Source organism: Kocuria sp. (genome assembly GCF_030538595.1).
Taxonomy (GTDB): domain Bacteria; phylum Actinomycetota; class Actinomycetes; order Actinomycetales; family Micrococcaceae; genus Kocuria.
In genome coordinates this window covers 1-13,548 of sequence record NZ_JAUNTS010000015.1, presented here as the reverse complement: position 1 = coordinate 13,548, position 13,548 = coordinate 1, and the positions used below count along the sequence as shown (strand labels likewise).

At 60.0% G+C, this 13,548-nt stretch carries 11 protein-coding genes; 10 read left to right on the top strand and 1 reads right to left on the bottom strand.

The window, feature by feature from the left end:
* The first annotated feature begins 38 nt into the window (after window positions 1-38).
* Complete coding sequence (locus Q4G32_RS11860) at window positions 39-1,364, top strand: M1 family metallopeptidase (RefSeq protein WP_303351669.1); 1,326 nt, start codon at window positions 39-41, stop codon at window positions 1,362-1,364.
* A 50-nt stretch (window positions 1,365-1,414) separates the two neighbouring features.
* Here Q4G32_RS11860 and Q4G32_RS11855 read toward each other — a convergent pair whose 3' ends face one another.
* Window positions 1,415-2,005, bottom strand: a complete 591-nt coding sequence (locus Q4G32_RS11855; protein ID WP_303351667.1) for a 4'-phosphopantetheinyl transferase family protein — start codon at window positions 2,003-2,005, stop codon at window positions 1,415-1,417.
* 188 nt (window positions 2,006-2,193) lie between these two features.
* Here Q4G32_RS11855 and Q4G32_RS11850 point away from each other — a divergent pair, with 188 nt between their 5' ends.
* From Q4G32_RS11850 to Q4G32_RS11810, 9 genes are all read left to right on the top strand, one after another.
* Complete coding sequence (locus Q4G32_RS11850) at window positions 2,194-3,222, top strand: ABC transporter substrate-binding protein (RefSeq protein WP_303351665.1); 1,029 nt, start codon at window positions 2,194-2,196, stop codon at window positions 3,220-3,222.
* Window positions 3,223-3,307: 85 nt separating this feature from the next.
* Window positions 3,308-4,387, top strand: a complete 1,080-nt coding sequence (locus Q4G32_RS11845; protein ID WP_303351663.1) for an ABC transporter permease — start codon at window positions 3,308-3,310, stop codon at window positions 4,385-4,387.
* 2 nt (window positions 4,388-4,389) lie between these two features.
* Window positions 4,390-5,181: an ABC transporter ATP-binding protein gene (locus Q4G32_RS11840; protein WP_303351661.1), complete on the top strand. Its 792-nt coding sequence runs from the start codon at window positions 4,390-4,392 to the stop codon at window positions 5,179-5,181.
* A gap of 236 nt (window positions 5,182-5,417) precedes the next feature.
* The gene (locus Q4G32_RS11835) at window positions 5,418-6,857 is read left to right on the top strand and encodes a ferredoxin reductase family protein (RefSeq protein WP_303351657.1); all 1,440 of its coding nucleotides are present in this window, start codon (window positions 5,418-5,420) and stop codon (window positions 6,855-6,857) included.
* Between the two features lie 11 nt (window positions 6,858-6,868).
* Window positions 6,869-7,348, top strand: coding sequence for an FMN-binding protein (locus Q4G32_RS11830; protein WP_303351656.1), 480 nt, complete (start codon window positions 6,869-6,871; stop codon window positions 7,346-7,348).
* A 1-nt stretch (window position 7,349) separates the two neighbouring features.
* Window positions 7,350-8,159 carry an FAD:protein FMN transferase gene (locus Q4G32_RS11825; protein WP_303351654.1) on the top strand — a complete coding sequence of 270 codons (810 nt, stop codon included), beginning with the start codon at window positions 7,350-7,352 and terminating at the stop codon, window positions 8,157-8,159.
* A 278-nt stretch (window positions 8,160-8,437) separates the two neighbouring features.
* Window positions 8,438-11,383 (top strand): AAA domain-containing protein, encoded by a 2,946-nt coding sequence (locus tag Q4G32_RS11820; RefSeq protein ID WP_303351653.1) that lies wholly within the window; start codon window positions 8,438-8,440, stop codon window positions 11,381-11,383.
* A 175-nt stretch (window positions 11,384-11,558) separates the two neighbouring features.
* A complete protein-coding gene (locus Q4G32_RS11815) occupies window positions 11,559-12,089 on the top strand; it encodes a tetratricopeptide repeat protein (protein WP_303351652.1) in 531 nt (176 codons plus the stop codon).
* The gene (locus tag Q4G32_RS11810) at window positions 12,082-13,215 is read left to right on the top strand and encodes a hypothetical protein (protein WP_303351651.1); all 1,134 of its coding nucleotides are present in this window, start codon (window positions 12,082-12,084) and stop codon (window positions 13,213-13,215) included. The genes Q4G32_RS11815 and Q4G32_RS11810 overlap by 8 nt, the downstream gene beginning before the upstream one ends.
* Window positions 13,216-13,548: the final 333 nt, after the last annotated feature.

The window sequence follows — 13,548 nt, the reverse complement described above, 5'->3', positions numbered from 1 at the left end:
CTGTCAGCCCACGTTGTATCTGTCCCGATCGGAGCCGAATGACCAACCCAGACCCGTACCTGAGAGGCCACGGTGACACCCGCTACCGGGTGTCTCATTACGATCTCAACCTCAGGTACAAGGTGTCATCCAACCGGTTGGAGGAGCAGGCTCAGCTCTACGTGGAGATCGTGGAACCCACGCCTAAGATCGACGTCGACCTTTACGGGCTGCGCGTGGGCAAAGTGCTGCTGGATGGCCGCCCGGCCAAGTTCCGGCACCGCGGACACCGGGTGACGGTGGAAGTGGGGGACCGGGTCCCGGGCAGCCGATTCCTGTTGACCTTCAAGGTCACCGGAAACCCGCGCCCCGTACCCGGAGTGCACGGGGCTGCGGGCTGGGAAGAACTCACGGACGGTTCCATGGTGGGCTCCCAGCCGCAGGGTGCCTCCGGTTGGTTCCCCTGCAACAACGACGCCGCCAACAAAGCCACCTACCGCATTCAAGTCATCACCGATCCTGAGTACCACGTGGTGGCCAACGGAACCCTGACGGATTCCACCCGCAGTGGCGCCACCCGTACCTGGACCTACGTGATGGATCGGCCCATGGCACCGTATCTGGCCACCGTCCAGATCGGTCCCTATGTGGCTCAGAAGCGGCCGGCCTCCGTGCCGGTGGAAGTGGTGCATCCGCGTGGCGTTCATGTGGGTCCCGGGTCCGCGTTTGAACGCCAGGCTGACATGGTGGAGTTCTTCTCTGAGGTGTTCGGTCCCTACCCGTTTGCGGAATACCGTGCCGTGATCGTGGACGACGACCTTGAGATTCCACTGGAGGCTCAAGGCTTGAGCACGTTCGGTCGGAATCTGGTGGCTCCGGAATGGAACAACGAACGGCTGGTGGCCCACGAACTGGCCCACCAGTGGTTCGGCAACAGTGTGACCAGCCGCCAGCTCAGTGACATCTGGTTGCATGAGGGATTCGCCTGCTACGCCGAATGGCTCTGGTCAGAACATCGGGGATCGTCTGCTTCTGCGCAACAGCGCGCGGAAGAGCACTACGCGGGGCTGTCCTCCACGCCCATGTTCCGGACTCTGGCTGATCCCGGCGTGCGCAACATGTTCGACGACTGGGTCTACAAACGCGGTGCGCTGACCCTGCACGCCCTGCGCGCTGAGTTGGGGGATGCCACGTTCTTTGACCTCCTGCGCGCGTGGACCCGTCAGTACGCCGGCTCCACGGTCACCACCGACGACTTTGAGGCCCACTGTCTGCGCTGGGCCGGATCATCTGCCGCTGCTGTGGATGACCTTTTGCGAGCATGGTTGCATCAGTCGGAGCTGCCTGAATTGCCCGAGCTTTCCACGGAGCCGGGTCGGGGCTGAAAGGCACTGGTGCGGGACTGAACCTGCCGTTCGGAGCTGAACAGTCCCGGTCAGTGCAGCCGCACGTTGACCCTTTCCGGGCCGACTGCGGGTGTGATTGCCACCGAGCAGCACCAATCGGGGCGCAGATCGACGTCGATCACCGTGCCCGCAGGCCCTTCCAGCACTGCTCCCGATGGGCTGAGGTGGACTGAGCGCGGGTCGGTGACCAGCCCGGTGCCGTGCGCTTTGAGTAGAGCTTCCTTGCGGACCCAGAGGCGGGTGCGGTCGTCGTCGTTGTGGCAGTGCTCCTGCGGGTGCGGGGCCACGGAGTCGAAGCCGGGAAAAGAGGCGGCACCGGTGGCCTCCAGGTCGATGCCAACCTGTGCGCCGGTGCACACGGCGACCACGCCCTGATCACCCACGCGTGGCCGGGACAGGGACACACCCGGAAGTGAGGCGGTGACGCCGTCCGCGCCCCCGCGTACCACGGGCCTGCCGTGCTGCGAGCTTCCACAGGAGGCGCACGCGTGGGTGAGGTGCAAGTTTGTCAGTCCGGTGATTTCACTTGCCAGTGCGGAAAGCGCTGTGTGCAGCTGCGCGATCGGAGCCATCCGGACATGGACATCCAGGTGCCGGTTTGCAGAAGAGCTCTGATTCATGTCGTATATGATGCTATTCTCTTGATCGTGACCCAGGTCACATTTGTTAACTCGCCACGCTCCTGCGGGTCCTCACCGTCGGGAAGTGTGACCGGGGATACTTGAGGCCATTCGCGGGAAGCACAACCACCCGCAGGGGACCGTACTGGCAGCACAGGCTAGTGCGCACGCACCACACAGGAGGATCCATGTCCGGACGTACCCATATCTTCAAGGCTGCCGCGTTGACCGGCATTGCTGCATTGGCCCTCACCGCGTGCGGTGACAGCGGAAGCGGTGGCGGTGGGGAAGAGGGCGATCCCTACAAGATCGGTATCACTCAGATTGTCTCCCATCCCTCCCTGGACGCTGCCCGCGAGGGCTTCAAGTCTGCCTTCGATGAAGAAGGCATTGACGTCGAGTGGGATGAACAGAATGCCCAGGGTGAGCAGGCCACCGCCTCCAACATCGCGGGCACCTTTGCCAATGACAACAAGGACCTGGTCCTGGCCATCGCCACCCCCACCGCGCAGGCAGCCGCCCAGGCCATCCAGGACAAGCCCATCATCTTCACGGCTGTAACTGATCCCGTGGAAGCCGGTTTGGTGGACTCCTGGGAGGAACCCGGTGGCAATGTCACGGGTACTTCTGACATGAACCCCGTCAAGGAGCAGCTGGAACTGCTCAAGGAACTGGACCCGAATGTCCAGACCGTGGGCATTGTCTACTCCTCCGGTGAGGCCAACTCGCAGGTGCAGGTGGACATGGCCAAGGAAGCCGCCTCCGAACTGGACCTGGAGATCCAGGAAGCCACGGTGACCAATTCCTCCGAGGTCCAGCAGGGCTTGCAGTCCCTGAATGTTGACGCCATCTACGTCCCCACGGACAACGTGGTGGTTTCCGCCCTGGAAACCGTGATCCAGTACGGGGAGGAAAACCAGCTGCCCATCCTGGCTGCTGAGGGCGATTCCGTGACCCGCGGAGCTGTTGCCACCTACGGCATCGACTACGAGGCCCTGGGCAAGCAGGCCGGTGAAATGGCCATCCGCGTGCTGCGCGATGGCGAGGACCCGGCCACCATGCCGGTTGAGCAGCAAACCGAACTCCAGCTCTACATCAACCCGGAGGCTGCTGCCGCTCAGGGTGTTGAGATCCCGCAGGAGGTGCGCGACCGCGCCGACGTCGTTGTGGGTGAGGACGTGGAGGCCCAGGATCCCGCCGAGGCCGGCGACCAGTGATCTGGGCGGAGTGGGCCGCTCCGGTGGACATCGGAGCGGCCCACCCTCTGCCGTATTTCACGTGACTCTGATCTGACGAGGACCCATGACAACTGCTGTTGAACTCGGGCTGATTTACGCCATTGTGGCGCTGGGCGTGTATCTCACGTTCCGCGTCCTGAACTTTCCTGACCTCACCGTGGACGGGTCTTTTACGGCCGGCGCGGGAACTGCCGGGGTATTGATCGTCCAGGGTGTCAACCCATTCCTGGCCACCGCTGCGGCGTTCGTGGCCGGTGCCATTGCGGGATTGATCACCGGCCTGTTGCACACCAAAGGCAATATCAACGGGCTTTTGGCGGGCATCCTGACCATGATCGGGTTGTATTCCATCAACCTGCGCATCATGGGCGCCGCCAACGTGCCCCTGCTGCGCGAGGACACGTTGTTCACGCTGCTGTACAGCAATGTCAGCCGGGGTATCGGCTCCATTGCGGTGCTGCTGATCGTGGCACTGCTGTTCAAAGTGGTGATTGATTGGTACCTGCACACGGATGCGGGATTGGCTTTGCAAGCCACCGGCGACAACGAAATGATGATCCGCTCCTTTGCGGTGTCCACGGATCGGCAAAAGATTTATGGCCTCATGATTTCCAACGGGCTGGTGGCTGTGGCCGGCGCTCTGATTGCCCAATATCAGGGCTTTGTGGACATTCAAATGGGTATCGGTCTGATTCTGGTGGGGCTAGCCTCCGTGATTGTGGGTCAGGCGATCTTTGGCAGCCGCGTGGTCATTCAGGCCACCCTGGCGGTGGTCCTGGGGGCGGTGCTCTACCGCTTGGCCATCCAGTTCGCGCTCAACGCCGGCCTGAACCCCAACGACATGAAATTGCTCTCAGCTCTCCTGGTCATTGCCGCGTTGCTGCTGCCGCAGTGGTCCGGGTTCCGCAAGTTTGCGCGCTGGCGGCGCGGGCTGGGTGCGGGTAGTGCCGGAGCCGGTTTGACCAACGACGGCGCCGCGGCCGCCTCTGAGGCCACCATGCCGGAGCGCGACCCCAACCAGCCACCCACCGTGGCGACTGAAACCGTTGCGGCGAATGGAACGGGTGGTGGCGGCGTCAGCGATGCCGGTGGAGCTGCTGGTACTGCTGGCGGTGCGGGTGCCGCTGGAAACAAGGGGGTTTGAGCATGCTCAACATCAGCGATGTGTCCAAGACCTTTTTCCCGGGGACCGTCAATGAGCGCAAGGCTCTGGTGAATGTTTCCCTGAACTTGGCCCAGGGCGATTTTGTGACCGTGATTGGCTCCAACGGCGCCGGTAAGTCCACCATTCTGAACACCATTGCCGGGCGCATTCAGCAGGACCGCGGGCGCGTTGAGATTGCAGGCAAGGAGATTTCCAAGCAGAAGGAGTTTCAACGGGCCTCCCGGATTGGTCGGGTGTTCCAGGACCCCATGGCAGGCACCGCTCCCAACCTCACGGTGGAGGAGAACCTGTCCTTGGCTGACCGGCGCGGAGCTTTCCGCGGTTTGGCTCGTGCAGTCTCCGGATCAAAACGGGAACGGTTTGCAGAAGAACTCAAAGCCCTGGAACTGGGGCTGGAGAACCGGCTGAAAACCAAGGTGGGTTTGCTCTCCGGAGGTCAGCGCCAAGCATTGAGCTTGCTCATGGCCACGTTCTCCAAGCCCAAGGTGCTGTTACTGGATGAACACACAGCGGCCTTGGACCCCCAACGCGCCGAGTTGGTTACCCGCCTGACCAAACAGGTGGTCCAAGCCCAGGGCCTCACCACGCTCATGGTCACGCACAACATGGCCCAAGCGTTGGAGGTGGGCAACAGGCTGATCATGATGCACGAAGGCCGGATCATCCTGGATGCAACCCCGGCGGAGAAAAGCCAGATGACACCGGAGGATTTGCTGCACCGCTTCTCCCAACTCAAAGGTGCCGCACTGGATGACAAAACCATGCTCCAGTAGGTGTTTTCGTGGCCGCTCGTCCTGCTGGGTACGGGTTCGCCACTTTTGGGTACGCAAACGACCACTGGATCACCCGATTCGTGGTCGTTTGCGTACTCACGGTTGGCGCAGCCGCACGTTTGATCCACTCAGCAACGACGACGACCTACCGCCTCCCGCGTGCAGAGCACAGATCCCACAGGATCAGCACAGCTTCACGCTGAGGTGCCCACAGCACGCGGGCGTGTACTACTGCCATGTCCATACAGGAACACGTCACGCGGGCCAGCGACCCCGCCGCCCACCGCAGCGAATCCGCGGAAACCGTCACAGGCAGAACACCCGCCGAGTTGTCGGCTTATCACAGGGCCATGGCAAGCCTCAGAGGCCGACGAAACACAGTGGCCACCTGGTGGCTGGCAGCCATGGCCCTGGTGGGCGGTGTGGTGATGGCCCTGACGGTGGAGTCCATCTTCCCGATCGTGCTGAGCACCTCTGGCGTGCTGGATGCCATCTCCGTTGTCAGTGCGGCAGCTGGAACCCTCGGCATCTTGTTCTTGGTGGTGCTGGCATCCCGCGTTCCAGCGTTGGAGAAAGCTGTTGGCCAGGACGGCCTGATTGCGTGGCACAAAGTCTTGGGCCCCGTGTCCCTGTGGCTGATTGCCGTACACATCACTGCCACGGTGCTCTCCACTGCCTTTGCGGCTACGGGCAATGCCGTGAGCGCAACCATTTCCTTCCTGTTCTCCGACGGTGATTTGATCCTGGCGCTCCTGGGTGCCCTGGTGTTCCTGCTGGGTGGGGTGACTTCCTGGTCCAAGGTCCGTGGCAGATTGCCCCGTTCCCTGTGGTGGAGCATCCACCTGAGTTTGTACGCCGGCATCATCCTGGCGTTCTTCCACCAGATCACGGCTGGTGGGCCCTTTGTCAGCGGCTTGAGCAAGGTGCTGTGGATCGGGGTGTACGTGGGTGTTGCAGCAGTGGTTGTGGTGTATCGCGTGCTGCGTCCACTGATGGCCTCCAACCGTCATGCGATCAGGGTGGAAGCCGTGGTCAACGAGTCCCCGGGCGTTGTCTCCATCTGGATGCGCGGTCACAAACTGGAGGAGCTGGGTGTTGAACCCGGCCAGTTCATGTCCTTCCGCTTCTTCACGGCCGGACTTGCCTGGCACGCTCATCCGTTCTCGGTTTCCGCCGTGCCCGGTAATGGACTGGTTCGGATCACGGTGGCAGAAGCGGGGCGAGCCACACAGCGGATGCGTTACCTGCGGGCCGGTACTCGCGTGTCCGTGGAAGGACCGTACGGTGTGCTGACCCCCATGCACTTTGGCGGTGAGCGTGCAGTTCTTGTGGGCGGTGGGGTGGGAATTGCCCCGTTGATCCCGCTGGCACGCGAGTTTGCGCAGCAAGGGGTGCGGACCGACGTCGTATATAGGGTCTCCACAAGTCAGCGCGCTCCGCTGTTGCAGGAGTTGGAGGATTTGGACCGTGACGGGTGGATCCGCTTGCACGTTCTGGCCGGCCCGCGCCTGACACAGCCCTTGCATGCGGCGCGGTTGCGCAGCCTGCTCGGCGATGTCAGCCAGGCTGAAATCTACCTGTGTGGACCCACCGGCATGACCAACGAAGTCCGTGTGGCCGCCCGAGCGTTGGGTACGGCGCCGGACCGAATCCACAGCGAACTCTTCCAGATGTGAGGACTCAGAGCATGACCACCACTCGCAAACACGCAGTAGGCCGCACGGTCGCAGTGGGTGCCGCCGCAACCGTCGGGGTGCTTTCCACCGTGGTGCTGAACCCCAGCGCCATGGCCCTGCTGGCCCAGGACACGCCGTGGGTGCAATCCCAGACCAGCGCTGTGTCGGAAAGCAGTACGGCCGTAACGGCGTCGGGAACCACCACAGCCGGCGCGCAGACCTACACCGGCTCCACGGTGCAGACCCGCTACGGGCCCGTGCAGGTCCAAGCCACCGTGGACAGCAGCGGCACCATCACGGATGTGACGTGGTTGCAATCGCCCACCGCGGAGGGCAAGTCGGTGCAAATCAACCAGCGCGCCATGCCCGCACTGACGGATGAAGCGTTGAAGGCCCAGTCCGCGCAGGTTTCGACCATCGCCGGGGCCTCCTACAGCTCCGCTGGGTTCCAGCAATCCCTGCAGTCGGCACTGGACCAGGCCGGGGTCTGACGTGAACGCGCAACTGGCAGCCCCCGCCTGCCCCGGTTTCCGGCACCTGGAGGAGGTGTGGGGAACCGTGGTGACCGTGGATGTGCGCGACGTGGACGGGAGCCTACCCGCGCCCGAGGCCGTGGAGGCGGCGCTCGCGGAAGCAGGTGCGTTCATGGCACGGGTGGATCGGGTGTTTTCCACGTACCGGCCGGATTCGTTGGTGAGCGCCTACCGCGCGGGTGATCTCCCGGTGATTCCTGTCAGCGGGTTCGGCTCCTTTTCCGACGACGACGTTGCGTGGTTCCGTCACATTCTTGCTCTCTGTGAGCAGGGGCGTGAGGTGACCGAGGGTGCTTTTGATCCGTGGGCAGTTGACGGTGGATTTGATCCATCCGGAGTGGTCAAGGGGTGGGCTGCTGAGGCGGTTGCCGACTTGTTGGTGGAGCGCGGGTTGCGCAACGTGTGCGTCAACGCTGCCGGGGACCTCACCGTGCGGGGACTGGCGGATGTGGGGACGCCCTGGGTGGTGGGAGTTCCACACCCGGAGGATCGGCACTCGATTGTGCATTCATTCCCGCTCGATGGGGGATCGGCGGCCACCTCCGGGCTGTCTGAAAAGGGCGAGCACATTGTGCTGCCCGGTGGGCGGTGGCCCGGCTACGGTGCCCGCCAGGCCACCGTGTCCGGACCCGACGCGGCGTGGTGCGAGATCCTCTCCACTGGCCTGATGGTGGCCGGGCGTTACGGGCTGGACTGGTTTGCGCAGCTGCCCGGCTATCAGGCGTTCTGCGTGGACGCCACGGAGGACCGAGTCTTCCGCCTGGGATAACCCCGCCTCCCTCCTTCCCTCTCCCCTTCCGCACCCTCGCCGAAATCATGGTTTCGCGGAGTTTTGGGCCAATTTTTTGGGTCAAACCATGTTTTCGGCGGAGGGGGGTTAAAGGATGCAGGCGTGTAGATGAGCTACATGACTGCGACGTGTGGCCTGCTCCGCGAGGTCCGTCAGCCTGAAAATTCTTGATGTTCGTCACATACTTGATCGTTGCGCCTGGTCAAACCTAGTCTCTGGTAGGGGTGCACGGCGAACTTGCTAGTTGGAGGCGCGCGATGGCTGATCTGCAGACGTGGCTTATCCGGGTCAAAAGGGACTCGCAACACGGCAGCGAGGCGTTCTGGAGAGATGAGACTTCGCAACTGGAGGTCGTCAGCAAACACGATACCTACGTGGTGCTCCGGAACCTCAAAACTCAGCGACAGTGGCGACAGCCCTCCGGAACCTATGAGTGTTTTGGAGATGGTCGGCCGGTGCCAGTTCCAGCGGGAAAACGGCTCAGGATTCGTGGATCTGTGTGGAACTCGGGGCCCGTTGCCGTGGCATTCGGCAGCGACGGACCGTCCCAAGAGCTCGATGGCGCCCGCCTTCTGCGCATTTTCTGGACTACGAAGGCCGGGGAGCAAAAATCTGGTGTCTATGAAACAACCGATGTCGAGATTGTTACAGACATTGCTCAAGTGGAAGGGCCATCGCAAATTCTTGAGTATTGGCATCGGACCGCAGAACTCTTGGAAGGGAAACCAGATTCTCACGACGGCAGGCTGAGAGATAATCCGACCAGGTTGGCTTATCAAAAATTCAATTGGGTGGATGAGAACTCAGCATTAGCTTGCTACTTGAATGGATTCCTGGGCGAATCCACATGGATACCACGGCCTGTGATTCTGCCATTTCAAAGCAACGAAGATCAACGTATGGCAGTGGAGAGAGCACTTCGTAACAGGGTGAGCGTCATTAAAGGGCCGCCAGGTACCGGGAAAACGGAGACCATCCTCAATATCATTGCGAACGTGATTCTGGATCCGAATCAGACCGTGGGAGTGGTGTCTTCAGGGAACTCAGCAGTCAACAACGTTCAAGAAAAATTGGTTGATGAAGGATTCGGATTTGTTACTGCTCGTCTGGGAAACACGAATTGCGTAAAGAAATTTGTGTTAGACCAGAAAGACCGTAATCTTGATCTCTCAAGATGGCTTGGTGAAATTAAGCGCCAACGCGCAGATGCCGTTAGCTCAGATGCAGATGTCACACTTGCCGTTCCCGGGCTGGATGAGCTGAGCAAGTCCGAAGCAGCATTGACCGATGTTTGGCGATATTCCAGGGAGTTGGCTCAAATCCAGCGTGAGATCGCTGCCTACAGACTGGAGAAGCGGCACTTCGATCAAAGTACCATTGGTGACCAACTCCCGGACCTTGATCACTATCCCTTGTTGAAGAAGTCATCGAGTCGCATCATCGAGTATCTGGTCGATCGGACAGTTCACCCTGATCCGCCTACCGGCCTGTCGGGTTTGGTGAAACGGATCCGTGACTACTTCACATATGGTCGCCTTAAAGACTTGGAAACAGGTGATGGAGACACCGTGCTGGGGTTGCAGCGAGCTTTCTACGTTCGCCGACTGCAGGAGCTTGAAGCGCAGCAAGCGGAGATTCAACGTCAGTTGGATGGACTGGGTGAGTCCGCCACCCGCGCTCAGCATCAGAAACTGTCCTCAGAAATCTTGCGATCGGCCCTTGTGAGTAGATACCAAGGAGCGGACCGGTCGGAATTTTCCGACCCTGCGGTCAGCTCTCCGAAATTTCAGCGAGAGTATCCAGTGATCTTGAGTACCTGTCACTCCCTTCGTTCCAATATGGGGAATGATGAATACCTCCTGGATTGGTTGATTATTGATGAAGCCACTCAAGTTGACCTTCTGATCAGTGGGTTGGCCATGAGTAGATCTCGTAACGTTGTGATTGTTGGTGATCTCAAACAGTTGGGTCACATTACTGACAAGGCCGTAGAGAAACAGCCGATAGTTCCTCCGAATGACGGATACGATGTGGTGAGACATAATATCTTGTCTTCCGTGATTGAAGTATATGGAGCCAATGTGCCTCAAACGCAACTTCGTGAGCATTTTCGCTGCCCACCTGCGATCATCGAATTCTGCAACAAAATGTTTTATGATGGTGAACTTATTCCTATCGAAACAAGGCATGAAGGGGCAGCGCGTGAAGCTGAGATGCTGATATTCCTCCTGGCTCCAGGAAATCACGCTCGACGATTGACGCATGGGAATGTCAAGGGAACATATAATCAGCGCGAGATTGAGGTCATCAGGGATGAGGTTCTAACTGCTCAAAATGTCTTGGATGCAAGCTTGAAAAATTCTGCTTCATCAGGTGATGGGGTTGCCGATCTGGATATTGGTGTAGCATCACCCTACAGGCTGCAAGCGAATCGGTTGAGCGTGTCGCTGAATGCTGCTGAAAAAACTATTACCCATGATGCCGCTGATACGATTCATCGTTATCAAGGGCGTGGTGTGAAAACCATGGTTTTGAGTACAGTAATTGACGAATCTTGGGTTGGCCGAACAGGTGCCAAGTTCGTCGATGACCCCAGAATGGTCAATGTTGCAGTCTCTCGGGCCAAGTCGAAATTTATTGTTGTGGTTCACCATGACGAGCTGCCTAAGACCAAATACTTGAGCGCTCTGGTAGATTACATTCGCTATCAAGATCCGCAACAAGTGGTTCAAAGTGAGATTCTTTCTGTGTTCGATTTGCTGTACGCTGAATACTCGGAACGCCTAAATGAATTTGCAGCTAAAATCGAAAAGATTACACCCTATGATTCTGAGAACTCTGTACATGCTGCACTGGTGGAAGTGTTATGCGAAGACCGCTTTTGTCACCTCTCGGTTGTATCCCAGGTTCGGCTCAAGAATCTCCTTCCCGCCCTGGATCTCCTTGATGACGAACAGAAGCGGTTTGTCAACACTGTCGCATCCGTCGATTTTGCGATTTATCATCGTGTGACGAACCGACTTGTTCTAACTGTTGAGGTTGATGGATTTTCATTTCACGAAAACTGCCCTGAACAGCGAGTCCGAGACGCCAGAAAGGACTCCATTCTGGCCACTTACAACGTGCCATTGTTGCGCCTACCGACGACCGGTAGTCGTGAGCATCAACAGATTCGTGATGCTCTCGACCAGATCGGTGCGTAGATTCGGTCGAGAGGTAAGCCATCGAAGGTGGCGTAAAGGTCTTCATCTGAACTGAATCACGGGCGGAGAGTCGACAAAAGGTGCCCAGCTCAAGGTTCGGTCATAGAATCAAGCGTTAAGGAGTTTCATTTGCCGTCCACCTATGAGCGCATCGGATGAAGCGAGGAGTTGATCAGTGCCCCAGCATTATGACGAATCACCTTCCACGGGTTCCTGGGAAGACTGCGTTCAGGCCTTCTGGAGGTCTGCGGACCTGACCGATCGTGCGGCGTCGGTGAAGGCCATGGAGGCGTTGGCGGATGAGCGTCCGCCCGACGATCCCGCAGCCCGCTTTGAGATGGGCTGCGTTTATGACCCGACCGGGTATGAACAACAAGCAGCAGCGGAGTACCAGGCGGCTCGGAATTTGGGCCTCAGTGGCGCGCGTCTGGCCCGGTTGAACATCCAACAGGGTTCCACTTTGCGGAATGTGGGGCGCCTGGATGAAGCCATCACCATGCTGGAGGCTGCGGAGCCACATCCGGAGATCGGGCAGGCGCGAGCCGTTTTTCTGGCGTTGGCCTTACACGACGCCGGGCGCCATGCTGAGGCTCTTCGCGTTGCGTTAGGGGCAGTGATCCCAGATCTGCCCCGTTACCGGCAGTCGGCCGCTGCCTATGCGCAAGCGCTGACTGATGACAGCGCGAAAGACGGAATGGATGAGTGACATCCAGTCCCTACTGACGGGTTCGCGGGGTAGGCGGTTCCTGCTGGAGCTGGCCTTGCTGCTCGACGCCGAATCTGCCGGAAGCTATCGGATCGGGACTTTGGGCAACGCCGTCTACGAGGCAGCTCATTCGCTGGACCCGAACCCCGGCGTCGAATTTGTGATGGTTGCTGAAGGGACCGAGCAGGTGGGGGCCGTTGATGAGGTGACGGACGGCGCCGTCGTCGTGGGGACTGCGGAGAGCGTAGGTGAGCTCCTGGCTCAGATCGACCTGTTGCAGCCCACGGACCTTGCCGTGCAGCGGGCTCTCTCGCAAGCCGTCAGTACGGCGTATTACTGGCAAGAGCCCGATGGGGTGGACGTTGTGTGCGCTTCACCTCCCGTTGCTCGGGGATTGGAGCGTGTGGTGACGCTGATGTCCGGATCACAGGTGGACACGCAGTGGTGGTCCGGCGGTGTTTTGCCGCAGAATCAGTGGTCGGTCGCCTGGGAGGGGGAGGGTCCGATCACCAGCGAGCTGACTGTGGCCGAGAGGCTGCGCCGGTGGCGTGCACATCAAGAGGCCCTGGAACAGCCGGCTAAACGCCCATGGCCTTGGTCTTCCAGTGATGCCAGCGGCGAATGGTGGTCCGCACCCAGCACCACGGGTCTGCTGTCCTCCACAGGCACGTTTCCCGACGGCAGCCCCGTGGGCGTGTGGTTGGTTGAGGATGCCTTGGGTTGGGAGGAAGGTCAGGCTCGGAAACTTTTGGAGGTTCCTACTGGGGCAGTCCATGAGATCCATGAGCCGGAGCACTGGGCCGCGCTGTGCCGCAACTACCCGTTGGATGTCACGCACGCCAAACAGGCTGACTGGTTTCGGGTGACCGGCCGCCGCGGTCGATGGGTCATGCCAGATTGGGAGCGCGTTGCGCAGGACTTCACGGGAGTTCACCTGAGCCTGGCTGGTTACTTGTCTGCTGCATGCCAAGAGATACCTGTTGCACCGGGAGTGTCCAGCGTGATCGCGGGGTGGAATCCTGACCAAACCTTCTGGTTTGTGGACGGTCTGGAACTTGGCCAGAAAACTGTGTGGACCATGCATGACCATGGCTTTCAGGGGCCCACTTGGGTGTCACGGTCCTGAACTGGGTAGGAGGACGCTTAGCAGGCGCATGATTGACGACGACGAAAACCTCCCGCCTAACGTCCACACCGCCCGGCAACAGAGGCAAGAGCAGGCGGCTCAGTCATGCGCTGAACGGGGCCGGACACGAATGCAGACACGTTCGGTTTGGGGATGCTAACCCCTGCCGGGTGAGAGCACCGGTTCTTGTTGAGACCACCGGTTGTAGGCGGTGGTCTCAACAACAACCGGTGCTCTCACGGGTGGGTTGCCCGAGCACTTGCCTTAGGAGGCTTTCGCGGCTCTTCACAATCCAGGGTGTAGTCGCGGTCTGAACCCGCCGGCTTCCAGAAG